21 protein-coding genes are annotated in these 23,361 nt (G+C 72.6%); 13 read left to right on the top strand and 8 right to left on the bottom strand.

Features of this window, described 5'->3' with window-relative positions; genetic code table 11:
- Positions 1-8: 8 nt before the first annotated feature.
- Positions 9-989 (top strand): 2,3,4,5-tetrahydropyridine-2,6-dicarboxylate N-succinyltransferase, encoded by a 981-nt coding sequence (gene dapD, locus AC3IYJ_RS10190; protein WP_489400989.1) that lies wholly within the window; start codon positions 9-11, stop codon positions 987-989.
- A gap of 89 nt (positions 990-1,078) precedes the next feature.
- Here the strand turns inward: dapD and AC3IYJ_RS10185 are convergent, their stop codons facing one another.
- The gene (locus AC3IYJ_RS10185; RefSeq protein WP_489400988.1) at positions 1,079-1,333 is read right to left on the bottom strand and encodes a hypothetical protein; all 255 of its coding nucleotides are present in this window, start codon (positions 1,331-1,333) and stop codon (positions 1,079-1,081) included.
- A gap of 268 nt (positions 1,334-1,601) precedes the next feature.
- Positions 1,602-3,443, bottom strand: a complete 1,842-nt coding sequence (locus AC3IYJ_RS10180; RefSeq protein ID WP_489402765.1) for a DUF8508 domain-containing protein — start codon at positions 3,441-3,443, stop codon at positions 1,602-1,604.
- A 313-nt stretch (positions 3,444-3,756) separates the two neighbouring features.
- On the opposite strand from AC3IYJ_RS10180, the gene AC3IYJ_RS10175 reads away from it, so the two are divergent.
- Together AC3IYJ_RS10175 and AC3IYJ_RS10170 are read left to right on the top strand one after the other, a co-directional pair.
- Positions 3,757-5,277 (top strand): hypothetical protein, encoded by a 1,521-nt coding sequence (locus AC3IYJ_RS10175; RefSeq protein WP_489400987.1) that lies wholly within the window; start codon positions 3,757-3,759, stop codon positions 5,275-5,277.
- A 164-nt stretch (positions 5,278-5,441) separates the two neighbouring features.
- Positions 5,442-6,887 carry an alkaline phosphatase PhoX gene (locus AC3IYJ_RS10170; protein ID WP_489400986.1) on the top strand — a complete coding sequence of 482 codons (1,446 nt, stop codon included), beginning with the start codon at positions 5,442-5,444 and terminating at the stop codon, positions 6,885-6,887.
- 117 nt (positions 6,888-7,004) lie between these two features.
- Here AC3IYJ_RS10170 and AC3IYJ_RS10165 read toward each other — a convergent pair whose 3' ends face one another.
- From AC3IYJ_RS10165 to AC3IYJ_RS10150, 4 genes are all read right to left on the bottom strand, one after another.
- A complete protein-coding gene (locus AC3IYJ_RS10165; protein ID WP_330295761.1) occupies positions 7,005-7,175 on the bottom strand; it encodes a hypothetical protein in 171 nt (56 codons plus the stop codon).
- Between the two features lie 113 nt (positions 7,176-7,288).
- Positions 7,289-8,527, bottom strand: coding sequence for a TerD family protein (locus AC3IYJ_RS10160; protein ID WP_489402764.1), 1,239 nt, complete (start codon positions 8,525-8,527; stop codon positions 7,289-7,291).
- A 94-nt stretch (positions 8,528-8,621) separates the two neighbouring features.
- Positions 8,622-8,843: a hypothetical protein gene (locus AC3IYJ_RS10155; protein WP_489400985.1), complete on the bottom strand. Its 222-nt coding sequence runs from the start codon at positions 8,841-8,843 to the stop codon at positions 8,622-8,624.
- Positions 8,844-8,884: 41 nt separating this feature from the next.
- Positions 8,885-10,417, bottom strand: coding sequence for an aldehyde dehydrogenase (NADP(+)) (locus AC3IYJ_RS10150; protein ID WP_489400984.1), 1,533 nt, complete (start codon positions 10,415-10,417; stop codon positions 8,885-8,887).
- Positions 10,418-10,586: 169 nt separating this feature from the next.
- Between AC3IYJ_RS10150 and AC3IYJ_RS10145 the strand changes: the two genes are divergently transcribed.
- The 8 genes from AC3IYJ_RS10145 to AC3IYJ_RS10110 all read left to right on the top strand — a co-directional run bounded on the left by AC3IYJ_RS10145 (position 10,587) and on the right by AC3IYJ_RS10110 (position 18,514).
- Positions 10,587-11,369 carry an IclR family transcriptional regulator gene (locus AC3IYJ_RS10145; protein ID WP_489400983.1) on the top strand — a complete coding sequence of 261 codons (783 nt, stop codon included), beginning with the start codon at positions 10,587-10,589 and terminating at the stop codon, positions 11,367-11,369.
- 115 nt (positions 11,370-11,484) lie between these two features.
- Positions 11,485-12,474 (top strand): hypothetical protein, encoded by a 990-nt coding sequence (locus AC3IYJ_RS10140; RefSeq protein ID WP_489400982.1) that lies wholly within the window; start codon positions 11,485-11,487, stop codon positions 12,472-12,474.
- Positions 12,471-13,799, top strand: coding sequence for a sensor histidine kinase (locus AC3IYJ_RS10135; protein ID WP_489400981.1), 1,329 nt, complete (start codon positions 12,471-12,473; stop codon positions 13,797-13,799). The genes AC3IYJ_RS10140 and AC3IYJ_RS10135 overlap by 4 nt, the downstream gene beginning before the upstream one ends.
- A complete protein-coding gene (locus tag AC3IYJ_RS10130; protein ID WP_489400980.1) occupies positions 13,796-14,476 on the top strand; it encodes a response regulator transcription factor in 681 nt (226 codons plus the stop codon). The genes AC3IYJ_RS10135 and AC3IYJ_RS10130 overlap by 4 nt, the downstream gene beginning before the upstream one ends.
- 62 nt (positions 14,477-14,538) lie before the next feature.
- Entirely contained in the window at positions 14,539-15,987 is a 1,449-nt protein-coding gene (locus AC3IYJ_RS10125) for a peptidoglycan D,D-transpeptidase FtsI family protein (protein ID WP_489400979.1), read from the top strand.
- Between the two features lie 109 nt (positions 15,988-16,096).
- Positions 16,097-16,594: a GNAT family N-acetyltransferase gene (locus AC3IYJ_RS10120; RefSeq protein WP_489400978.1), complete on the top strand. Its 498-nt coding sequence runs from the start codon at positions 16,097-16,099 to the stop codon at positions 16,592-16,594.
- A gap of 58 nt (positions 16,595-16,652) precedes the next feature.
- Positions 16,653-17,363 (top strand): DsbA family oxidoreductase, encoded by a 711-nt coding sequence (locus tag AC3IYJ_RS10115; protein ID WP_489400977.1) that lies wholly within the window; start codon positions 16,653-16,655, stop codon positions 17,361-17,363.
- A gap of 95 nt (positions 17,364-17,458) precedes the next feature.
- Positions 17,459-18,514, top strand: coding sequence for an aminotransferase class V-fold PLP-dependent enzyme (locus AC3IYJ_RS10110; RefSeq protein ID WP_489400976.1), 1,056 nt, complete (start codon positions 17,459-17,461; stop codon positions 18,512-18,514).
- Positions 18,515-18,548: 34 nt separating this feature from the next.
- Here AC3IYJ_RS10110 and AC3IYJ_RS10105 read toward each other — a convergent pair whose 3' ends face one another.
- Entirely contained in the window at positions 18,549-19,634 is a 1,086-nt protein-coding gene (locus AC3IYJ_RS10105; RefSeq protein WP_489400975.1) for a pyridoxal-phosphate-dependent aminotransferase family protein, read from the bottom strand.
- Between the two features lie 98 nt (positions 19,635-19,732).
- Here AC3IYJ_RS10105 and AC3IYJ_RS10100 point away from each other — a divergent pair, with 98 nt between their 5' ends.
- Positions 19,733-20,848 (top strand): amidohydrolase family protein, encoded by a 1,116-nt coding sequence (locus tag AC3IYJ_RS10100; RefSeq protein ID WP_489400974.1) that lies wholly within the window; start codon positions 19,733-19,735, stop codon positions 20,846-20,848.
- 301 nt (positions 20,849-21,149) lie between these two features.
- A complete protein-coding gene (locus AC3IYJ_RS10095; protein ID WP_489400973.1) occupies positions 21,150-22,067 on the top strand; it encodes an SCO1860 family LAETG-anchored protein in 918 nt (305 codons plus the stop codon).
- 18 nt (positions 22,068-22,085) lie between these two features.
- On the opposite strand, the gene AC3IYJ_RS10090 is transcribed toward AC3IYJ_RS10095, so the two are convergent.
- Positions 22,086-23,324, bottom strand: a complete 1,239-nt coding sequence (locus tag AC3IYJ_RS10090) for a CapA family protein (RefSeq protein WP_489400972.1) — start codon at positions 23,322-23,324, stop codon at positions 22,086-22,088.
- Positions 23,325-23,361: the final 37 nt, after the last annotated feature.

Raw genomic sequence — 23,361 nt, 5'->3', positions numbered from 1 at the left:
TTTCGGACATGACTGCTACGCGTACCACCGGCGCCGTCGCCGCCGGACTTGCCACCATCGCCGCCGACGGCACCGTCCTCGACACCTGGTTCCCCGCCCCCCAGCTGGTCGCCGAGCCCGGCCCGGCCGGCACCGAGCGCCTCACCGCCGAACAGGCCGTGGAGCTGCTCGGAGCCACCGCGCCGAAGGCGATCCGCCAGGACGCGGTCCGCGGCGTCGAGGTCGTAGCCGTCCGCACCGTGATCTCCTCCCTGGAGGACAAGCCGCTGGACGCGCACGACGCGTACCTGCGCCTGCACCTGCTCAGCCACCGCCTGGTCAAGCCCCACGGCCAGAACCTGGACGGCGTCTTCGGCCTGCTGGCCAACGTCGCCTGGACCTCGCTCGGCCCCGTCGCCGTCGACCAGGTCGAGACCGTCCGCCTGAACGCGCGCGCCGAGGGCCTGCACCTCCAGGTCACCTCGATCGACAAGTTCCCGCGGATGACGGACTACGTCGCCCCCAAGGGCGTGCGCATCGCCGACGCGGACCGGGTCCGCCTGGGCGCGCACCTCGCCGAGGGCACCACCGTCATGCACGAGGGCTTCGTCAACTTCAACGCCGGCACCCTGGGCACCTCCATGGTCGAGGGCCGCATCTCCGCGGGCGTCGTGGTCGGCGACGGCTCCGACATCGGCGGCGGCGCGTCCACGATGGGCACCCTGTCGGGCGGCGGCAAGCAGATCATCTCGATCGGCGAGCGCACCCTCATCGGCGCCGAGGCGGGCGTGGGCATCGCGCTGGGCGACGAGTGCGTCGTCGAGGCCGGCCTCTACGTGACCGCGGGCACCCGCGTCACCCTGCCGGACGGCCAGATCGTCAAGGCCCTGGAGCTCTCGGGCGCCAACAACATCCTCTTCCGCCGCAACTCGGTCACCGGCGCCGTCGAGGCCCGCCCGTACAAGGCGGCCTGGGGCGGCCTGAACGAGGTCCTCCACAGCCACAACTGACCGATCCGGATATGGCGAAGGCCCTCCCCACCCGAGCGGGGGAGGGCCTTCGCCGTATCCGGGTGCCCGGTGAGGGGCGCGGGCTCAGGTCAGCTCAGCGGGATCGTGCGGACCAGGCCGGCGAAGGCCTGCTGCTCAGCCTCGGTCAGTTCCACCGACTCCAGCGGGTGCGCGGAGATGCCGCGCTGGGCCGGGATGACCGAGAGGCCTTCGAAGGCGCCTGGCTGCGGGTGGTGGAAGCGGCTGTCCCACAGCATGTGGCCCAGGCCGATGACCCAGACGAGAGCTGCCACGAGCAGGACGGCGATGCCGATTTCCTGCGCGAGGGAGATGGAGGGGAACACGCGGTCCTCCAAAAGGAGAGCGGTACAAGATCGGGCGTGGGGACACTCAACACCAGAACCGCCCGAATGGGTAGGGATGTGCTGAGCGTCACGCCAGGGTCAAAGGTCCTCATCTTGCCTCCCGGCGGTCCCGGATGTCCGGCCGGCGGCCGTTCCATCAGGGGGCCCCGGGCCCGCGCCCCGCCGGTCCGCGCGGATCCGTGGGTCATGCCCCGGGTGTGCCGAAGGGGCCGGGCGGCGGTGCTGCCCGGCCCCTTCGCACTGCCCGCTACGGGCGGAAGCGCACGACCTGCGGGTCGTGGTCGCTGTTCTGGGCCGAGAACTCGGCGTTGATGTGCACGCTGTCGTAACTGAACTGCTTGATCGACGGGCTCGTCAGGATCTGGTCCAGCACCTGCGCGTTGCCCTGGTAGACGTAGGAGTACCGCTCGGCCTTCGGCAGGGACTTGATCGCCGAGTACAGCGCCCCGCCGTCCTCCAGCGCCTGCGTCGTGCCCGAGAACTCGAAGTCGTTGATGTCGCCGACCGCGAGGACCGCGGCCTTCTTGTCCACCGCCAGGAGGCTCTTGACGAAGCCGTTCACCGCCTGCGCCTGGAGCAGCCGCTTGGCCTCGGAGGAACGGACCGGAGGCTGGTGCGAGGAGGTCAGGCCCTCGTCGCCGCCCTTCGAGGCGAAGTGGTTGGCGATCACGAAGACCGTCTTGCCGCGGAAGACGAACTCGCCGGCCAGCGGCTTGCGGCTGTCCACCCACGCCGGGTTCGACGGGTCGATGCGGCCGGGCGAGTGGGTCAGGGCCGCCTTGCCGTTCTCCGTGGTCGCCGCGGTCGCCGTCACCGAGTCGCCCGGGGCGCGCTCGGTGAAGGAGACCCGGGCCGGGTTGAAGAGGAACACCTGGCGGATGTTGCCGCCGGGCTCGCCGCCGTCCTTGTTGTTCTCCGGGTTGATGTAGCGCCACTGGTACGCCGGGCCGCCCGCGGCCGCGATCGCCGTCGTGAACTTCGTCAGCGTGGCCTCGGCCGAGACGGTGCCGTCGTTCTTGGCGCCGTTGTCGTCCTGGATCTCCTCCAGGGCCACGATGTCGGGGGAGGCCAGGTTCTCCACCACGGCCTTCGCCAGGTTGTCGAACTTGGTCTGCGGGTCGCTCGGGTCGAGGTTCTCGACGTTGTACGTGGCCACCGCGAGCTCGTTCGCGGCCTGCGCCTTGGTCTTCTCGGGGGCGAGGGTGCCCGCCTTGACCGTGCCGAGGGTGCGGGCCACCAGGGTGTAGCCGCCGAACTGGTTGAAGTCCAGCGGGCCTTCGGTGGTGCCGACCAGCTTGTCGCCCACGTTGGCGACCGGGAACGGCTGCTGCGCGAGGGGCGCGAGCTGCTGGATCTGGAGGCGGCCGGTGTTCTGGGACTCGTAGGAGCCGTAGAGCGTGCCGCCTCTCTTGACGTTGTTCTCCCAGCCCTTCACCGTCACCCACAGCTCCGAGTACGGGTCGGTGGCGCCGACCACGCGGGAGGTGCCGATCTTGACGTTCATGCCCTCCAGCGACTCGTAGTAGTCCAGGGCGTAGCGCGAGGGGTCCAGGGTCAGGCCGTTGATGCTGCCGCCGGCGGCCGGGTCGCCGGCCGGGGCGTACTCGCACGGGACCGAGTACTCGTTGACGGCGACGGCCTCGGGCAGCGCGTTGCCCGAAGAGACCACGGTCACCACCGGCTTGGTGATCTGGGTGACCGACTGGTTGCCGGAGGAGGCGCCGCCGGGGATGTACTCGCCGACCAGGCCGGAGACCTTGACGGCGTCGCCGACGGCGACGGTCGGGGCCGAGCCGGTGAAGACGAAGACGCCTTCGCTGGTGGCGTCGTTGTCGTCGGCGTTCGGGTCCTGGATCCAGAAGCCCTTCGAGCCGTACGTACGCACGCCCGTGACGATGCCCTCGACATCGGTGACCTGCTTGCCGACGAGCGGGGATATCCGAGTGGTGCCCTGGATGTCGTGGATGCGTATCGGATCGGCGGACGCGACGCCTTCGGCGGCGTCGGCGGTCCCCGCGAGGAGGCCGGTGGCCAGGGCGGAGGCGACGAGGGCCGCGACGGCGGCGGAACGGGGATGCGAAGAGCGCATGGGCAGGAACTCCGGTGTGAGGAGGAGGGAGGAGATATCTACGCGCGTCAATTTCCTTCTTGGCCAGCAAAGTTGTCAAGCCCTCCAGGGAATACGGCGGCTGACTGTGGGATGAACCAAAGGGGATGGCCCGTCAGGCGCGCCCGAAATGCGTCTACGCTGGGACGCCGTAGCACCCGAAACACCCGAAGTCGTACGGCCCGAACCACCAGAAGCCGTACGACCGGTACGACCCGAAGCACCAGAACCACCCGAAGCACCAGAACCACCCGAGCCACTCGAACCATCCGTGCCCGCGAGGAGAACCGCCCCCATGTCCGCAGACTCGCACCCCACCCTGCCGCCGGTACGGCTGCTCCCCGACGCGGAACTGGCCCGGGACGCCCTGGCGGCCCCGCTGTTCGCCCGCGCCGTACGCCTCGCCCGCTGGGCCGGCCCGGACACCCGCGTGGACGTCGGCGGCGAACTCGTCGCCGCGCAGCTGCCCGAGGCCGTCGCCGTGCTCGGCCTCGACGCCGCCGACGAGGACTCCACCGCGTACGCGAGCCAGGCCTGGCGGGTCGCCGTCGACACCGGCCTGGTGGACGTCACCGAGCCGGAGGAGGACGGGTCCGCCGCCGGGGAACCGGACGGGGAGCACGCGGAGTTCGGTACCGCCGAGCCCGGCGAGGACCTGCCGCTGGTGACCGGCGGAACCCCCGGCGACGTGCTCGACCTGTGGCTGGCCGCCCTGGACACCGTCCTGGCCGACGCGGCGGTGCCCGCCCTGGACGACCTGGTTGATGCCCTCGACGCGGGCGGCGAGATCGACTTCGACCAGCTCGACTGGAACCCGCGCCGCGAGGCCGACTTCCTCGACGGGGTCCTCGCCAACCTCTACCTCCTGTCCGTCGCCGAGGGAGGTGCGGCCGACGCCCCGGTACCGCTCCCGGTGCTGGCCGCCTCGATGGTGGTGCCGCACGACATGGGCGATCCGACCGACGCCGTACTGGAGCAGGTTTCGGACGCGATGATGCGCCTCGACGACCAGTTCCGGCAGCTGGAGCCGATCGGGCTGGTGGAGTTCCGCCCCGTGGACGAGGACCTGATGGCGGAGGCCGACGACGAGGAGCTCGCCGCGGGCGCTCATGTGGGCACGGGCCCCGGCCAGGTGGCCGAGGACGAGGACGTCGCCCGCTACGGGATGGTCCGGCTGACCCCGCTCGGCCTGTACGGGATCCGCGCCCGCATGCTGGAGGCCGGAGTCGAGGCCCCGGCCGTCGGCGAACTGGCCGACAAGGGCGCCGACGTGCTGCTCGACGCGGTCTCGCACTACTCCGAGGGCGCCGCTCAGGCCGAGATCGACGAGTGGCTGGCCGGGCGCCCCGCGGGCGCCGCCGCAGAGGAGCTGCTCAGCGGGGCCCGCGGAGCCGACGAGGGCGGGCCGCTGCGCCGGCTGCGCTGCCAGCAGGCCCTCGCCCGGACGGGCGCGGAGGCCGAGCCCGCGGTCCGCGCGGTGCTGGACGATCCGGAGCTCGGCGGGCTCGCCCGGGTCTGGCTGGCCGAGCGCGGGGCGGTGGGGGTACCGGCTCCGGGCGAGGCGATGGTGTTCTGGCTGACCATCGACACGATCGCGGCGCAGCTCGCGGTGGGAGACGGGGACCAGGCCTCGGAACTGTCGCTCCTCATCGAGTCACTGACCGCTCATCACACCGGATTCTTCGACCAGGCCTGGCGGGTGGAGCACCCGGCGACGGCCCCCGTGCTGGAGGCGATGGGGCGGCTGCACCCGGACAAGAAGGCGGCGAAGGAGGCCCGGAAGGCCGCGTTCAAGGCCCGGTCCCGCAACGCGTGAGGCGCCGGCAACAAGCCGTTCCCGAAGAGGACTCGGCCATCACGGCCACCGGGAAGGGGTCGGTTCGTTTTCCCGGGTAGTTCAGTCGGCGTTCACGTGCGGGCGGGAGCGTGTGCGCCGACGACCGTACGACAGCGCAGCCCCTCCCCACCCCTGGAGATCCGATGCCGCTCAGCCGTAGAGACTTCACCGCCCGCACCGTCCTCGCCGGTGCGGGAGTCGCACTCACGGGGACGGTCGGCGCACTCGCCACCGCCCCGGGTGCGCTCGCCGCCGACGACGGCGCGCTGTCCGACGGGCACGGCCACGGCCACGGGCACGCCCCCGGATACGGCCCGCTCGTCCCCGACCCGGCCGGAATCCTGGCCCTTCCGGCCGGATTCACCTACCGGGTGATCACCCACAGCGGGGTCACGAAGCTGGACTCCGGCGAGATCACCCCGTCCAACCACGACGGAACGGCCGCCTTCGAGGGACACCGGGGAGTCACCCTCCTCGTCAACAACCACGAGCTGAAGGGCCCGCGCGCGAACTGGGCGCACCCCGTCCCGCTCACCGAGGGCCTGGTCTACGATCCGGCCGCGGCCGGCGGCTGCACGGTCGTCGAGGTCCGGCGCGGCGGCGAGGTCGCCGAATGGGTCGGCGTCGCCGGCACCTCGACCAACTGCGCGGGCGGTGCGACCCCCTGGGACACCTGGCTGACCTGCGAGGAGACCGAGGACCTGGCCGGCAAGAACGGGATGACCAAGGACCACGGCTACGTCTTCGAGGTGGACCCGAACGACCGCCGGGCCAACCGCGACCCGAAGCCCGTCAAGGCCTTCGGCCGGTACGCCCACGAGGCCGTCGTCATCGACCCGAGGCAGGGTCACGCCTACCTGACCGAGGACGCCTCCGGCCCCAACGGGCTGCTCTACCGCTGGACCCCGCCGAGCGGCTTCCGCCACGGGCGCGGCAGGCTCCGTACGCTCGCCGCCGACGCCGGGGTGCTGGCCGCGGCCAAGTGCTTCGACAAGACCGGGCGGTTCGTCGATGACCTCTCGCGGGCGACGGAGATCGGCACGACCTACGGGGTCGACTGGGTGCCGGTCGTCGACCGTGACGCTCGCACCACGTCGGTGCGCAAGCAGTTCGGGGAGTCGGCCGTGACCCGTGCGCGCAAGCTGGAGGGCATGTGGTGGGCCGACGGCGGGGCGTACTTCGTCTCCTCCTACGCCCGCTCGGAGAGCCCGGGCGCCGCGCACGACGGCCAGGTGTGGTTCTACGACGCGAAGCGGCGCACGATGCGGCTGCTGGTCCTGCTCGGGGTGAACGCGGACCCGGCGGCGGACGGCTCCCTCGACGGACCCGACAACATCACGGTCTCCCCGTACGGCGGTCTGATCATCGCGGAGGACGGTTCGGGTCTGCAGCACCTCTTCGGCGCGACGGAGTCGGGGCGCACCTACCCGCTGGCCCGCAACGAGATGAACATGGGGACGCCCGAGGCGCCGGAGTACTCGGAGTTCACGGGCGTCTGCTTCTCGCCGGACGAGCGGACCCTGTTCGCGAACATCCAGGACCCGGGCATCATGCTGGCCATCACCGGCCCGTGGCGGCGTAGGCGCTGACCCGGCGCGCGGCGGGGTCCTGCCGCGCATACGAAGAGAGAGCCGCCGGGCCCAGGGGACCGGCGGCTCTCTCTTCGCGTCGTTCTTCGTATTTTCTTCGTACCGGTGGATGTCGAGCTAGAAGCAGTCTTCGGCGCGGCTGGCCGCGGCCCATTCCTCAAGGAGGAACTCGTACGCCTCGGAGGGCCACTCGCCGTCCACCCGGCTCTCGACAAGGTGCCGGATCGCGTCGTTCGCCTCGGAGGCGGACGGGCGCGCGGGACCCGCGGGCTGGAGTGTCTGGTGCATGGGTTCAAGGCTACGGGCGGGCACTGACAGCCACCTCCGGTTTAAGGGTGGAATCGATCACCTGGAGCGCCCCCGGAACGCGGCGCGGTCGCTCCATGTGCCCGCTCACCTGCTCAGAGTGCCTGCGCGGCCGGTTTGACCATGCCCCGCACTGTGCGCGACTTCACAAACTCGCCCATCGCCGTCATCTCCCATTCGCCGGAGAACTGCTTGATCAACTTCGCCATCATGACCCCGGTCTGCGGCTCGGCACCGGTGAGGTCGAAGCGGACCAGCTCCTCGCCGGTCGCGGCGTCGATCAGGCGGCAGTAGGCCTTGGCCACCTCGGTGAACTTCTGGCCGGAGAAGGAGTTGACCGTGAAGACCAGCCCCGTCGCGTCGGCGGGGAGCCGGCCGAGGTCCACGACGATCACCTCGTCGTCGCCCGCGCCCTCGCCGGTGAGGTTGTCACCGGAGTGCTTGACCGAGCCGCCGAGGATGGACAGCTTGCCGAAGTAGCAGCTGTCGATGTGGTTGCGCTGCGGGCCGTACGCGATGACGGAGGCGTCGAGGTCGATGTCCCGGCCGCGGAACGCGGGCTCCCAGCCGAGGCCCATCTTGACCTGGGAGAGCAGCGGGCGGCCGTTCTTGACCAGGGAGACCGTCTGGTTCTTCTGGAGGCTGACCCGGCCCTTGTCGAGGTTGACCTTCCCGGTCCCGGGGGCGGGCGCGGCGGGCGCGGCCACGGGGGCCGGGGGCGCCGCCGCGGGGGTCGCGGCGCCGAGCCAGGGGGAGGGCGGGTACGAGGCCGGCGCCGGGGGAGCCGCCGGAGCCGGGGGAACGGGCGGGGCCACGGGCGCCGCAGCCGCCGGAGCCGGCTCGTCCTCCACGGAGACCCCGAAGTCGGTCGCGATGCCGGCGAGGCCGTTCGCGTAACCCTGGCCGACCGCGCGGACCTTCCACACGCCGCCGCGCTGGTACACCTCGACGACGACCAGGGCGGTCTCCGTGCCGAGCTGCGGCGGGGTGAAGGTGGCGATCACCGCTCCGCTCGCCGCGTCCCGCACGGTGGCGGTGGGCTCGATGCCCTGGAAGGTCTGGCCGGCCGCGTCCGGGCTGGCGGTGATCACGATCCGCTCGATCCCCGGCGGCACCGAGCCGGTGTCCACGGTGATCGAGTCCGGTGTCGTACCGCCGCCGGACCGGTAGGCGACACCGGGGCCGGCCGGCTGGTTGAAGAAGATGAAATCGGCGTCGGAACGCACCTTGCCGTCGGCGGCGAGGAGCAGCCCGGACACGTCGAGCCGCACCGGGGCAGCCACGTCAACCGTCACGCGGACGGTGTTGAGCGGCAGGTTGGAACCAGGGGTCATAGCGGTCATGCCGGGAGAACGACCGGGGTCGCTTTGCCGTTCCCTTACTCTCCGGCGAGATTTCGCGGGTCCCGTGGCCGACCGGCCCCGGTTCTCAGCCCTGGTTCCGGGGGTGGTTCTTGGCCATCCGCTCGTTCCCGAACTTGTAGGCGCCGGTCCAGCGGGCCATCACCAGCTGCGCGTCACCGGCTTCGACCTCGGCGAGGAACTTGTCGGCCCGGCTGCCCCGCAGGGTGGTCGCGGACCGGCCCTGGTGGGTGATGGCGACGGTGTGGTCGCCTAGCTGTTCGTACGAGAATCCGTGTGGTCTGGGCATGGGGCGCAGCCTGCCGCCCCCGGGGCGGGGGCGGCAACGCATTAAGCGGGCAGGTCGCCCGTGACCCGGCGCGGCAGCCCCAGCGGGTTGGCCTCCCGCAGCTCCGGCGGGAGCAGGGCGTCGGGCACCGACTGGTAGGCCACCGGCCGCAGCCAGCGCTCGACGGCGGTACCGCCGACCGAGGTGGAGTGGGAGGTCGCCGCCGGGTAGGGGCCGCCGTGGTGCTGGGCCGGGGCCACCGCGACACCGGTCGGCCAGCCGTTGACCACGATCCGCCCGGCCAGCGCCGTGACCCGGGCGATCAGCTCCGCCGCGGGTCCCGGGCCGCCGGCCGCCTCGGCCGCCGACAGCTGGAGGGTCGCGGTGAGGTTCCCGGGGAGCCGGCCGAGCAGGGCCTGCGCCTGGTCCTGGCCGGCGTACCGGACGAGCACGGTGACGGGGCCGAAGCACTCCTCCAGGAGCACCTCGTAGGGCCCGCCCTCCAGCAGGGTCCGGGCCGGCAGGCTCAGATAGCCCGCGCCGACGGTGTGCTCGCCGCCGGAGCCGGGGGCGACGGGGGCCTCGACCCCGGGCAGCGCGGCGCGCTCGCGGACCCCGGCGATGAAGTTCTCCCGCATCCGGTGGTCGAGCAGGACCCCGGGTCCGCTCTTGCCGAGCGCCTTGCCGAGCGCGCCGGCGAGCCGGTCGCCGTCCGGGCCCTCGGGTACGAGGACCAGGCCGGGCTTGACGCAGAACTGGCCGACTCCGAGGGTGACCGAGCCCGCCAGCCCGGCGCCGATCTCCTCGGCGCGCTCGGCGGCGGCCGCCGGGGTGACCACGACGGGGTTCAGGGAGCCCAGTTCCCCGTGGAAGGGGATCGGCACGGGCCGCGCGGCGGCGGCATCGAACAGGGCCCGCCCGCCCCGGATGGAACCGGTGAAACCGGCGGCGGTGACCAGCGGGTGGCGGATCATCTCCAGGCCCGCGTCGAACCCGTGCACCACGGCGACCACTTCGGGCGGCAGCCCGGCGGCGACGGCCGCCCGGCGCAGCAGCGAGGCGCACAACTCGGAGGTGGCCGGGTGGTCGGGGTGTGCCTTGACCACGACCGGGCAGCCCGCGGCGAGCGCGCTGGCGGTGTCCCCGCCGGGGACCGAGAAGGCGAGCGGGAAGTTCGAGGCGGCGTACACCGCGACCACGCCCAGCGGCACCTTGTAGCGGCGCAGTTCCGGGCGGGGCGGGGTGGTGGTGGGGTCGGCGCGGTCGATGCGGATGTCGAGGTGGGAGCCCTCGTCCACGGCGTCGGCGAATGCGCGCAGCTGGCCGGTGGTGCGGGCGAGCTCGCCCGTGAGCCGGCCGGGGCCGAGCGCGGTCTCCGCGTCGGCGGCCTCGATCACGTGCTCCGCGGCCTCGTCGAGGAGGTCGGCGGCGGCGCGCAGGAAGGCGGCGCGGGCGACGGCGTCGCCGAGCGCGCCGCGGGCCGCGTGGGCCGCGCGCACGGCCTCGTCCACCTCCTGGGGTGTGGCCTCCACCGCAACCTGCTCGCGCTGCTTCCCGGTGCGGGGGTCCACACTCCAGACTGGTGTTGCTGCCATGGCGAACTGCCTCCTGGATCTACGCTGACCCGCATGGATGCGTTCAGTATTCTGAACGCTGTTCCGGTGGATGAATGATCACATCCACCGTGGACTCTATTTCCGCGCCTTCCGGGTTGACAAGACGCCAGCCGGAGCCGGGCACAGCGACAGAGGGGCACGAAGGCGAATGACGACAGCTGAGTCGGGGGGCTCGGGCGCACCGGCGGCCGTCAAGTCGGCGGTACGCACGGTCCAGTTGCTGGAACACTTCGCGGCGCGGCCGGGGCTGCACAGCCTGGCCGACATCCAGAACGACCTCTCCCTGCCCAAATCCAGCCTCTACATGCTGCTGCGCACCCTGGTGAACCTGGGATGGGTGGAGACGGACGCGACGGGTACCCGGTACGGCATCGGCGTACGGGCGCTGCTCGTCGGCAGCTCGTACATCGACGGGGACGAGGTCGTCGCGGCCTCGCGACCGACGCTGGACCGGCTCTCCGACGACACGACGGAGACCATCCACCTGGCCCGGATGGACGGGACGAGCGTGGTCTACCTCGCGACCCGCCAGTCCCAGCACTACCTGCGGCCCTTCACCCGGGTCGGCCGGCGGCTGCCCGTGCACTCGACGGCGCTCGGCAAGGCGCTGCTGGCCACGCACACCGACGAAGAGGTACGGGGCCTCCTGCCGCGGAAGCTGGAACCGGTCACCGAGCACACCATCACCGACCGGGACCGGCTCATCGACGAGCTGGCCCTGGTGCGGGAGCAGGGGTACGCGGTGGACCGGGAGGAGAACACGCTCGGACTGCGCTGCTTCGGGGTGGCGGTGCCGTACCGGACGCCGGCCCGGGACGCCGTGAGCTGCTCGGTGCCGGTGGCGCGGCTGACGCCGGGGCACGAACGGGTCATCAAGGACGCGCTGTTCGAGGCGCGGGACCGGCTGTCGGTGGTGACGCGGCGGATGTAGGTGCGGATGCAGGTACGGGCGAGGCGGTGGAGGGCGTGGTTCCTCCCCCGGGTGGGGGAGGCGGTTCCCCTTCAAGGGGGAGGTGGCGGCGCGGCGGACGCGGGACCGTTGGGTCATGACCACACGAGCGGTTCACACGAGCGATGCGAAGCACACCACGCGGCCTTCGGCCCCCGCGCTGGGGACCGGGCGGCAGATCCTGCGGGCGGTGGCCCTGGCCGCCACCCTCCCGTACCTGGCCGTGAAGGCCGCCTGGCTGGGCGGGAGCAGGCTCGGCATACCGGACGGCAGCGTGCTCCTGGAGCGCGGGCTGTTCTTCACCGTGGCGAATGCGGTCACGCTGGTCATGGACGCCACCGTGATCCTGCTCGTGCTGGTGCTCACCCGCCCATGGGGGATGCGGGTGCCGTCGTGGCTGTTACTCGTCCCGGTCTTCGTCGCGACCGGTCTGCTGACCCCGATCCTCACCGCCTTCCCGGGCCAGATGCTCGTCAAGGCGCTGGGGATGGGGGCGGACGAGGCGGCGCGGGCGGCCCGGGTGCCCTTCCTCGACCCCTGGGTGTTCAACGTCGTCTACACCGGCTTCATGCTCCAAGGGCTCGCACTGGCAGGGCTGTTCGTGCCCTATGCGCGGGAGCGCTGGGGCGCGAGCTGGCAGGGGGTGCTGGGGAGGAGGCTTCCGTCACCCACGGGGGTGGTGGCGGGAGCCGCGGTGGCGCTGGGCACGGCAGTGACCGCGGTGCACCTGTACTGGGCCTTCGGAGGCGCGGCCGGGCTGAGCGCGGAGCAGGTCGCCGTGTACTCCGCGGAGACGGGCGTGGTCAACGCGGTCCATGCGATGTGCGCGCTCGTGGCCGCGGCCGGGGCGCTGCTGCTGGCCCGGGGCGGGGACCGGGCGGTGCGGTGGCCCCTGGGCCTCGCGTGGATCGGGTCGGCGGCGACGCTCAGTTGGGGGGCCTGGCTGCTGATAGCCGCGCTGGGACCGGATGTTGCGGGCGAACCGCCTTCCGCGATGATCTACCTGGCCTACTCTGGTCAGATGATCACCGGAATGCTCGGCACGGTCGTCCTCACCCGGTTCCTCGCCTCCCGCCGCACGGTGTGACCCGGGCCGGGGCGAAGGGCCGCCCGAGCCGGCTGCTGGGGGCGCGGGCCCGGCTGCGCTGGGTGCACCTGATACTCGGCGGGGCCCTGCTGATGCCGTACTTCCTGCTCACGGAGGTGGTGGTCGGCACCGCCGGGGGCGGGGTCAACGCCCTCGACTCGCTGCCGCTCAGCCTCGCCGCTTACGCCACCGCCCTGCCGCTGGTCGCCGTGACCGGGCTGTTCGGGCTGGTCCGGCCGATGTCGGTGGCCGCAGTCCGGGCCCTGGGCGGGATACCGGGGGAGCGGCTCGCGCAGGGCCCGGCCCGGACCTGGGCGGCCCGGGGGCGGACCTCGGCCTGGTGGACCCTGCACCTGGGGGTCGGGGCGCTGGTCAGCGGGATCACCCTGGCGGTGCCGCCCGCGGCGGTGGTGCTGATCGCCCTGCCGTTCGTGAGCGGGCTGCGGGAGCTGCCGATCAGGTTCGGCTGGTTCGACGTGCTGGTCGAGCCCCGGCTGGCCCCCGTGTTCGGGATCGGGCTGCTGGCGGGGGTCGTACTGGGCGCCGCCGGGGCCGGGGCGCTGCTGGCCCGGCTGGCGCCGGTGCTGCTCGGGCCGACGGCGGCGGACCGGCTGGCGGCGGCCGAGGAGCGGGCCGCCGATCTGGCCGTGCGCAACCGGCTGGCCCGGGAGCTGCACGACGCCGTCGGGCACGCGCTCAGCGCGGTCACCCTCCAGGCGGGCGCCGCCCGGCGGGTGCTCGACAGCGATCCCGGCTTCGTACGGGAGGCGCTGGCTGCGATCGAGGACACCACCCGGCGCACGGTGGGGGAGCTGGACGCGGTGCTCGGCCTGCTGCGCGAGGGCGACGGCGTGGCGGTCGGCGGTGCCGGCGGCGACGGCGGTGCCGGGGTCGCGGGGGGCGCCGGGACCGCGCCGACGCTCGCCGCGGACCTCGACGGGCTGCTGGACCGGAGCCGGGCCTCCGGGATCCCGATCACCGCCCACCAGGACCCGGGACCGGCCGGGGACTGGGAGCGGCTCCCGGCGATCGCCTCCCGCGAGGCGTACCGGATCGTGCAGGAGGGGCTGAGCAACGCGCTGCGGCACGGGACGGGACCGGTCGATCTGCGCATCCTCGTAGGGGTGCGCAACGGACACGAGGAACTGGAGATCACCATGACCAACGATCCGGCCGCCGCCGTGCAGGACCGCACCACCGGGGGCCGCGGGCTGCGCGGGGCCGCCGAGCGGGCCGCGCTGCTCGGCGGGCACGTCGAAGCGGGCCCGCACGGCGGCCGGTGGCGGCTGCGGGCCGTCCTGCCGCTCGGCGGGGGCCCGCGATGACATCGCCGCAGCGCCCGCCGCTGCGCGTGGTCCTGGCCGACGACGAGCGGATGGTGCGCACCGCCCTGCGGGTCATCCTCGACGCCGAGCCCGATCTGGAGGTCGTCGGGGAGGCGGCCACCGGTGCCGAGGCCGTGTCCGTGGTCCGGGCCCTGGCCCCGGACGTGGTGCTGATGGACGTCCGGATGCCCGAGGTCGACGGGATCCAGGCCACCCGGCGGATCCTCGCCACCATGGCCGAGCCGCCGCGGATCGTGGTGGTCACCACCTTCGAGAACGACGCGTACGTCTACGACGCACTGCGCGCGGGAGCCGCCGGCTTCCTCCTCAAGCGGGCCCACCCCGACGAGCTGACCGCCGCGGTCCGGCTCGTGGCCCGCGGGGACTCGCTGCTCTTCCCGGCGGCCGTCCGGTCCCTGGCCGCCGCCCACACCCCGTCCGGAGCGGCCGGACCGGGCGCCGCGCCCTGGGTGGCCCGGCTCACGGACCGGGAGGCCGACGTGCTGCGCCTGATGGCCGCCGGGCTGTCCAACCACGAGGTGAGCGAACGCCTCGGGGTCGGCCCGCAGACGGTGAAGACGCATGTGGCCGCGGTGCTGGCCAAGACCGGCTCCCGGGACCGCACCCAGGCGGTCATCGCGGCGTACGAGGGAGGTTTCCCCATGAAGAAAGGCTGAGAACTCCGCCACAATCGGGGCAGAGCGGAACGGCCGGGACGGCTGGGACGTCCTTCTGGGGGATGAACAAGACGATCAGGCGTGCGTCGGTCTTCTGTCTGCTTCTGGTGCTGGCCCTTTTGGTGCGGGTCACCTGGGTGCAGGCATATCAAGGCCAGGCCCTCGCAGACGACAAGAACAACCGGCGGAACCTCATCGGGCAGTACGAGAACCCGTTGGGCAACATCATCGTGGGCGGTGAGCCGATCACCGGCTCCACGAATACGGGAGGACGGGACTTCCAGTACAAGCGGACCTACACCGACGGGCCGCTGTACGCGCCGATCACCGGGTTCAGCTCCCAGGCATACGGGTCGACCATGCTGGAGGGCGTCTACAAGGACGTCCTCAACGGCTCGGACAACCGGCTCAAGAGCATCATGGACACGCTCACCAACAAGCGCGCCTCCCCGGGCAACGTCCTGACGACCATCGACAAGGACGTCCAGAAGGCCGGCTACGACGCGCTCAAGGGAATGCAGGGCTCCGTCGTGGCCCTCGACCCGGCCACCGGCGAGATCCTGGCCATCGTGAACAACCCCTCCTTCGACCCGGGCACGATCACGGGCGCCACGGACGAGGAGGCCTGGAAGAAGCTCAACGCCGACGAGGGCAAGGCGATGGAGAACGTGGCGCTGCGCAAGCCGCAGGCGCCCGGATCCACCTTCAAGCTGGTCACCCTGGCCGCGGCCATCGAGGACGGCCTGGTCAAGAACATCGACACGCCCACCGGCGTCAGCGGCAACTACACGCTTCCCGGCACCGTCACCAAGCTGCGCAGCGAGGTGGACGACTCGATGTGCGACAACGTCTCCGCCCGGACCGCCCTGCGGCTGTCCTGCAACAACGTCTTCGCGGACTTCGCGCACAAACTCGGCCAGGACAAGATGCGTGCCATGGCGGAGAAGTTCGGCTTCAACGTGACCCAGAAGCTTCCCGTCGAGGCCCGCCCGGCGAGCAAGTACCCGACGAAGAAGATCTCCGTCGACCAGGTCGCGCTCACCGGCATCGGCCAGTTCGACGTCCAGGCCACCCCGCTCCAGATGGCGATGGTGACGGCCGCGATCGAGAACGGCGGCAAGCTGGTCTCCCCGCACGAGGTCTCCGAGGTCACCGATTCCAACGGCAACGTGCTGGAGAGCTTCAAGGACCCGAAGTCCCAGCAGGTGATCAGCCAGAAGACCGCCTCCATGCTCCAGGACGCCATGCGGACGGTCGCCACCGAAGGCGGCGGCAAGAACGTCCAGATCCCCGGCGTCGAGGCGGGCGCCAAGACCGGTACCGCCCAGCGCGGCGTGAACAACAGCCTGCCGCCGCTCGCCTGGTACACCACGTACGGAAAGATGAACGGCAAGCAGATCGCGATCGCCGTGGTGGTCGAGAACTCGGACACCGACCGCTCCGAGATCGGCGGCGGCAAGCTGGCCGCTCCCGTCGCGCAGAAGATGATGCAGGCCTGGCTGAAGAAGTAGCCGCGCCGACCGCCACGCCTTCGAAGCGGTCGGCCGCGAGGCTGAATTCGGCGGGTCCATGACATGAGTGACGCGCACCGGGAACCGACAGGGTTCCCGGCGCGTTTCCATGTCCATGATCCGGACCGCGCACCCCGCCGACCTCGACGCCATCGCCGCCCTGCACACCCGGGCCCGTGCCACCTACTACCGGGGCCGGATTCCGCAGGAGAGCTACGGCGGCGCGGCCGAGCTGGCGCGCACCCGCGAGGGCTGGTCCCGGGCGGTCACCCGGACCGGCACCGAGGGCGGGGTGCTCTGCGCCGAGCGGGACGGCGAGCTCACCGGGGTCGCCGCCTTCCGCACCGAGGGCGGCGAGACCACCCTGACCCAGCTGCACGTGGACCCGGTCCACTGGCGCCGGGGCACCGGGGCCGCCCTGCACGCGGCCTGCCTCGACGCCTGGCGCCGTGCGGGCGTGCGCCGGGTCCGCCTGGAGGTCTACGAGCACAACCTCCGCGCCCAGGCCTTCTACGCCCACCACGGCTGGCTCCCGGACCCCGCCGGAGCCCACACCGGCTCCCACCGCATCCTCTGGCTCACGGTGGGGGAACCGTCCGGGGAATGAGACCGGACCGGGAATGGTTGAACCCGGAACAGTTCATTCCATGGAGAGAAGAAGGAACATGCGCGTCGAGATCTGGAGCGACATCGCCTGCCCCTGGTGCTACATCGGCAAGGCCCGTTTCACCAAGGGGTTGGCCGAGTTCGCGCACCGCGACGAGATCGAGGTCGTCTTCCGCTCCTTCGAGCTCGACCCGAACGGCCCCAAGGGCGAGGTGGCGCCGGTCCTGGAGATGCTGGCCAAGAAGTACGGCCGCACCCTCGACGAGGCCCGCGGCATGGAGGAGCACGTGGCCGCCAGCGCCCGCGCCGAGGGGCTGACGTACCGGACCGAGGGCCGCGACCACGGCAACACCTTCGACATCCACCGCCTGCTGCACCTGGCCGCCGCCCGCGGCCGCCAGGAGGAGCTGCTCGACCTCGCCTACCGGGCCAACTTCGGCGAGGAGCGCTCCGTCTTCGACCCGGAGATCCTGGTCGAGCTCGCCGTGGAGGCCGGGCTGGACGAGGCGGAGGCCCGCGAGGTCCTGGCCGACGACTCGGCCTACGCCGCCGAGGTGCGCGCCGACGAGCGCGAAGCCGCCGAACTGGGCGCGAGCGCCGTACCGTTCTTCGTGTTCGACCGCCGCTACGGAATCTCGGGCGGCCAGCCCGCCGAGGTCTTCACCCAGGCGCTGGAGCAGGCGTGGGCCGGGCGCGAGGTCCTCGTCCCCGCCGCCCCCGACGGCGAGGTGTGCGAGCCGGACGGCAGCTGCGCGGTGCCGCAGCACTGACCCCGCTCCCGAGCGCGATGCATAAGTAATCCTTTGGTGGAGCGCGCTGAATTCGGCAATGGACTTTGGGTTGATCCTGGCGCAGAGTGGAAGCCATGGATCTTCTGCTCCCCGAAACGGTCCGCGCCGAGTTCGCGCACTCCACCACCTATCTCAACACCGCCACGTGCGGCGTCCTCCCGCGGGCGGCCGTCGCCGAGGTGCGGCGGCTGGCCGAGGCCGCCGGGGCCGGAATCCCGTCCGGCTTCGGCGACTTCGACCGGGTGGACCGGGTCCGGAACGCCTTCGCGCGCCTCGTGGGGGTGGCGCCGGACCGGGTGGCCGTCGGCTCGGCGGTGTCCACCCACGTCGGTCTGATCTCGGCCGCCCTCCCCGCCGGATCGGAAGTCCTGTGCCCCGAGGGCGAGTTCGCTTCCGTCATCAACCCCTTCGTGGTGCGCGACGACCTCAAGGTCCGCTTCGCCCCGCTGGAGTCGATCGCCGAAGCCGTCGGTCCGGACACCGCGCTGGTCGCGCTGAGCGCCGTACAGTCCGCGGACGGGCGTACGGCGGACCTCGCCGCGGTCCGCGCGGCGACCCGCGCGCACGGGGCGCGGATGCTGGTCGACGCCACCCAGGCGGCGGGCTGGCTGCCGTTCGACGCCTCGCCGTACGAGTACACGGTCACCGCCGGCTACAAGTGGCTGCTGGCCGCGCGCGGGGTCTCCTACCTCACCGTCTCCGAGGAGGCCCAGTCCACGCTGGTCCCGCTGCACGCGGGCTGGGTGGCGGCCGAGTCGATGTGGGACTCCACCTACGGCCCGATGCCCGAACTGGCCCACGGGGCCCGCCGCTTCGACGAGTCCCCGGCCTTCCTCGGCTACCACGCCGCCGAACCCTCGCTGGCCCTGCTGGAGCGGATCGGCATCGAAGCCGTGCACGCCCACGACACCGCCCTGGCCGCCCGCTACCGGGCCGGCCTGGCCGCCCTGGGCCACGAACCGGTCCCCGGCGACGCTCCGATCGTCTCGGTCCCGGGGCTGGCCGACCGCCAGGGCGCCCTCCTCGCCGCGGGCATCGCCACGGCCGCCCGCGCCGGCAATCTGCGGGCCTCCTTCCACCTCTACAACACCGAGGCGGACGTGGACCGGCTGCTGGACCTGCTCTCCTGAGGTCCGGAAGTCCCGAAGTCCCCGAGCCCGTCCGTCAGGCGGAGGGCGCCGCCGACCAGGCCGCCCCGGCCGCCGCGAGGCCCGCGGCCGGGTCGAGGGAGAGGGCGGCGGCCAGGGCCTCCAGGGAGGACCGGACGGTTTCCAGGGAGGCCGCCGGCCCGTAGTGGTTGACCCGGACCATCTCCTGGGCCAGGGCGCCGCCGCCCGCCGCGAGGGGGGCCGCCGGGTCCGCCGCCAGGGCCTTCGCCACCACCAGTGAGGCCTCCGGGACCCGCAGGGTGGTGGCCACCGGGGCGGCCGCCGCGTCCTGGGCGACGTACGGGGCGATGCCCAGCGCCGTAGCGCCCGCGCGGGTCGCCGCCGCCGCGGCCGCGTGGCGGGCCGTCACGGCGGTCAGCCCCTCGGCCGCGATGCGGTCCAGGCACGCCTCCAGCGCCAGCATCTCCAGCTGCGCCGGCGCGTGCGGCAGCGCCTTGCGCCCGCTGTCGATCCAGCGCTCCTTCCAGTCCAGGAGGGAGAGGTACGAACGCCTCGGGGCGGCGGGATTCGCAGCGAAGCGGGTCCAGGCCCGGTCCGAGACCGACACGGCCGAGACGCCCGCCGGTCCGCCCATGGCCTTCTGCGCCCCGATCACGCACAGGTCCACGCCCCACTCGTCCGGCAGCAGCGGCTCCGCGCCCACCGAGGCCACCGCGTCCAGCATGAACAGCGCCCCGTGGGCCCGTACGGCCGCGCCGATCTCCGCGACCGGGTTCGTGTTCCCGGTGGCCGCCTCCGCGTGCACCAGCGAGACGAAGTCGATCTCCGGGTGCGCCGCCAGGGCGTCCGACACCTGGGCGCCCGTGACGGCGGTGTCGAAGGGGACCGCCAGGTCCACGACCGTCGCCCCGCAGTCGCGCAGCCAGTTGCCGAAGGTGGTGCCGTAGGGGCCGGTGACGATGTTCAGTGCGGTGGAACCGGGCCGCGCGCCGGAGCGGATGCAGCCCTCCAGCGGGAGCAGCGCCTCGCCCTGCGTGATCACCACGTCCGCCCGGGTGCCGAGCAGCTCTGCGACGCCCCGCTCGATCGACGCGAACCGCGCGGCGGTCAGGGGCGGAAGGTCCAGGAGGGGGTGGCTCACGGCGGTGCTCTCTTCGTCCGGAATCGATCGTCACGGGTTGTCCGGAATCGTCCGGAGCGACCTGGAGAGCCTACCGATCACGCACGTACAGTGCCGACATGAGCGACGACGTCAAGGGCGACAGTGCACGGGGCGGGCCACTGCACGTGAAGGGACGGGTGCTGGTCGGGCCCGAGGAGGTGCGCGACGAGCTGTGGGTGATCGGCGGGCGCGTCTCCTACGAGCGCCCGCGCGGGCCCGGCCACATCACCGAGGTGTCCGGCTGGGTGCTCCCCGGGCTGGTCGACGCGCACTGTCACGTGGGACTCGACGCCCACGGACCCGTGGACGCGCGGACCGCCGAACAGCAGGCCCTGACCGACCGCGACGCCGGCACCCTCCTCATCCGCGACGCCGGATCCCCGTCCGACACCCGCTGGATCGACGACCGCGAGGACCTGCCCAAGGTCATCCGGGCCGGGCGGCACATCGCCCGCAGCCGCCGCTACATCCGCAACTTCGCCCACGAGATCGAGCCGGCCGACCTCGTCGAGTACGTCGGCCGCGAGGCCCGGCGCGGCGACGGCTGGGTCAAGCTGGTCGGCGACTGGATCGACCGCGAGGTGGGGGACCTGACCGCCTGCTGGCCGCGCGCCGAGGTCGAGGCGGCGATCGCCGAAGCCCACCGGCTCGGCGCCCGGGTCACCGCCCACTGCTTCGCCGAAGACTCCCTGCGCGACCTGGTCGAGGCGGGCATCGACTGCGTCGAGCACGCCACCGGGCTCACCGAGGACACGATCCCGCTCTTCGCGGAGCGCGGGGTCGCGATCGTGCCGACCCTCGTGAACATCGCCACCTTCCCGAAGATGGCGGCGGGCGGCGAAGCCAAGTTCCCCGGCTGGGCGGCGCACATGCGCCGACTCCACGAGCGCCGCTACGACACGGTCCGGTCCGCCTACGACGCGGGCATCGGGGTCTACGTGGGCACCGACGCGGGGGGTTCCCTCCCGCACGGCCTGGTCGCCTCCGAGGTGGGCGAGCTGGTCAAGGCCGGCATTCCGCCGCTCCAGGCCCTCTCGGCGACGACGTGGGGCGCGCGCGAGTGGCTCGGCAGGCCCGGCCTGACCGAGGGGGCGCCGGCCGACCTGGTGGTCTACGCGGACGACCCGCGGGCCGATGTCCGGGCGCTGGCGCAGCCGCTGCGGGTGGTGGTGAACGGCAACGTGGTCGCCTGAGCACGGTCCGGGCCGTGGACGGCGGCTGGTTGACGGGGCGTGACCCCGGGCGCCGACCGCTCGTTGACTAGCGCTTTCGGGGCGAGGAGCGCTGACCGGCTGTGGTGCGAGGGGAGTTCCGTTCCGGATGGGGCGTATTTATTCGAACCCGTGCGTGGAAACCACCCTTTGGGGTGAACTCACGCCAGGTTGGCACCCGTTCACTCTCAGTGCGTAAAGATTCCGGGATCTAGGCCGTCGGTGTCCGCGATGTCCCCCATGGCGACGCGACGGCTCCCATCTCCCCGGGGGTTCCACCACCTTGAACAGCAACGCCTTCCGCATGCCCGTGGCCGCTCTACTCGCCACGGGAGCGGTGGCCCTCCTCGCGGCCCCACCCGCCTTCGCCACCGGGCAGCACGGCTCCGGCGAAGGGAAGGCCGGTGCCGTCGTCCTGCGCGCCGCACTCGACGTGGGCCTGGTCAACAAGACCGTGCACATCCCGCTGACGGCGACCCTCAACGAGGTCAGCGCCCCGGCGGACGCGACGAAGACGGCGCTGACCGTCACCCTCGACGGAGTCGAAGGGGGAGAGCCGGTGAGCGTGCTGCGCGCCGACGTCGCCACCTCCATGGCCACCGCCGACGGGCGCCGCGCCCAGGCGGAGGCCAACCTGGTCAAGGCCCGGGTGCACGTGCCGGGACTGCCGGCGCTCGCTCTGATCGAGGTGGAGAAGGTCACCGCCAAGGCCGTCTGCGAGACGGGCAAGAAGCCGGTCGCCAGTTCCGCCGTCCCCGGGTCGGTGACCGTCCTCGGCAAGAAGATCACCGTCGCGGCGAGCGGTCCCACCAAGGTCGAGGTCCCGAAGGTCGGCCTGGTCAGCCTGGAGCTCTCGGCCGCCGGGACCACCTCCTCCACGGCCGCCGCGACCGCGCTGAAGCTCAAGGTGTCGGTGAACCCGGGCGATCTGAACGTGGCGCAGGTGGAGGGGGAGATCGTGCTCGCCGAAGCGCACTGCGAGTCCCCGGCCGGTCCGGGCCCCAGCTCCAGCCCCAGCTCCAGCCCCTCGCAGACGCCCGACGTCAAGCCCCAGACGGGGACCGCGGGCTCCGGCACCCAGGCCAACCTCGCCGAGACCGGCGGCGGTTCCCTCACCCCGTACGTCACGGGCGGGGCGCTGATCCTGCTCGGCCTCGGCGCCGCCGCGCTGGTCGTCACCCGGCGCGGCAGGTCCTCGTAGCGCGGCCGGGTCTCGCGACTACCTGGTGGCCCGGGTCAGGCCCTGCTCGGCGGCGCCCCGCGAGAGCACGGCCGCGGTGACCTCGCGGTCCACGGCGGTGTAGGTGGCGTCGGCGGCTGCGGTGGAGTCGCAGGAGGTGCAGACGACGTGGAACGGCGGCCGCATGTCCGAGTACTGCGTGAGGTACTCGGCCCTGGTGACCTCCCATCGGCCCGGGTGGGCGGCCGCCGGGGCGAAGGTGAAGCGGGGGATCGAGGACATGTTGCCGCGGGCCTTCTCGGCCTCGTAGAAGCTGGCGACCTGGTCGCCCATCCCGTACACGACCCAGGTGCCGTTGATCTTCTCGTAGGGCTGCGGCACGTGGTTGTGGGTGCCCAGGATCAGGTCGATGTCTGGGAGGCCGTCCGCCCCGCGCGAAGCGGTCAGGGTCTGCGCCAGGTCCAGCTGCTGCTGGTCCGGCGCGGTCTGCCATTCGGAGCCCCAGTGGACGCTGAGGACGACGACGTTCGCGCCGGCCGCGCGCGCGGCGCGGGCGTCGGCGACGATCCGGTCCGGGTCGATCAGGTTCACGGCCCAGGGCTTGTCGGAGGGGAGCGCAATGCCGTTCGTCCCGTACGTGTAGTCCAGCTGGGCGACCTTGGCGCCGTCGGCTTCGAGCAGCGCCGGGGCCTTCGCCTCCTCGGCGCTGCGGGCCGAGCCCACGTGGCGGATGCCGACGCGGTCGAGGTTGTCCAGGACGCGGACGAGGCCGTCGTACCCGTCGTCCAGGGTGTGGTTCGAGGCGGTGGAGCAACTGTCGTACCCGGTGTCCTTGAGGGCATCGGCCAGTTGGTGCGGGGCCTTGAAGAGGGGGTATCCGGTGTAGGGGCCGCCGGGCCGGCCGTACGGTATCTCGTGATGGCATATCGCCAGGTCGGCGGCGGAGACGACGGGCTCGACCCCGGCGAGTATCTTCCGGAAGTCGTAGCCGCCCTTCTCCGCGGAGTCGTCGGCGGCCCGCTGGACGATGGACGGGTACGGGATGATGTCGCCGGTCCCGACCAGCGTGAACGGCTTCGCGCCGGCCGGTGCGGCCTGCGCGGTCGGGGTCGCCGGTGCGCTCGGCGTCGAGCTCGCGCCGGAACCCGGCTTCGCTTCGAGCCGCTGCTCGGCGGAGGCCCGGCCCTCCTTGCCGACCAGGTGCGGGATGCCGAACGCCGCGCCTCCCACGACGGCCAGTCCTGCCAGAACCGCGCCCGTCCTCCCGGCCTTCTTCATCCCCGTACCCCCGGTTGCAGATGATCATTACCTGTGA

The organism is Streptomyces sp. GL_140 (assembly GCF_057834465.1).
The sequence above is the reverse complement of the archived record's forward strand: the minus strand, read 5'-3'. Positions and strand labels throughout refer to the sequence as shown.

Coding starts and splice junctions, on each gene's coding strand:
- dapD (WP_489400989.1), top strand. CDS start 9: ATGACTGCTACGCGTACCACCGGCGCCGTCGCCGCCGGACTTGCCACC.
- AC3IYJ_RS10180 (WP_489402765.1), bottom strand. CDS start 3,443: ATGCGCTCTTCGCATCCCCGTTCCGCCGCCGTCGCGGCCCTCGTCGCC.
- AC3IYJ_RS10175 (WP_489400987.1), top strand. CDS start 3,757: ATGTCCGCAGACTCGCACCCCACCCTGCCGCCGGTACGGCTGCTCCCC.
- AC3IYJ_RS10170 (WP_489400986.1), top strand. CDS start 5,442: ATGCCGCTCAGCCGTAGAGACTTCACCGCCCGCACCGTCCTCGCCGGT.
- AC3IYJ_RS10165 (WP_330295761.1), bottom strand. CDS start 7,175: ATGCACCAGACACTCCAGCCCGCGGGTCCCGCGCGCCCGTCCGCCTCC.
- AC3IYJ_RS10160 (WP_489402764.1), bottom strand. CDS start 8,527: ATGACCCCTGGTTCCAACCTGCCGCTCAACACCGTCCGCGTGACGGTT.
- AC3IYJ_RS10155 (WP_489400985.1), bottom strand. CDS start 8,843: ATGCCCAGACCACACGGATTCTCGTACGAACAGCTAGGCGACCACACC.
- AC3IYJ_RS10150 (WP_489400984.1), bottom strand. CDS start 10,417: ATGGCAGCAACACCAGTCTGGAGTGTGGACCCCCGCACCGGGAAGCAG.
- AC3IYJ_RS10145 (WP_489400983.1), top strand. CDS start 10,587: ATGACGACAGCTGAGTCGGGGGGCTCGGGCGCACCGGCGGCCGTCAAG.
- AC3IYJ_RS10140 (WP_489400982.1), top strand. CDS start 11,485: ATGACCACACGAGCGGTTCACACGAGCGATGCGAAGCACACCACGCGG.
- AC3IYJ_RS10130 (WP_489400980.1), top strand. CDS start 13,796: ATGACATCGCCGCAGCGCCCGCCGCTGCGCGTGGTCCTGGCCGACGAC.
- AC3IYJ_RS10125 (WP_489400979.1), top strand. CDS start 14,539: ATGAACAAGACGATCAGGCGTGCGTCGGTCTTCTGTCTGCTTCTGGTG.
- AC3IYJ_RS10120 (WP_489400978.1), top strand. CDS start 16,097: ATGTCCATGATCCGGACCGCGCACCCCGCCGACCTCGACGCCATCGCC.
- AC3IYJ_RS10115 (WP_489400977.1), top strand. CDS start 16,653: ATGCGCGTCGAGATCTGGAGCGACATCGCCTGCCCCTGGTGCTACATC.
- AC3IYJ_RS10110 (WP_489400976.1), top strand. CDS start 17,459: ATGGATCTTCTGCTCCCCGAAACGGTCCGCGCCGAGTTCGCGCACTCC.
- AC3IYJ_RS10100 (WP_489400974.1), top strand. CDS start 19,733: ATGAGCGACGACGTCAAGGGCGACAGTGCACGGGGCGGGCCACTGCAC.
- AC3IYJ_RS10090 (WP_489400972.1), bottom strand. CDS start 23,324: ATGAAGAAGGCCGGGAGGACGGGCGCGGTTCTGGCAGGACTGGCCGTC.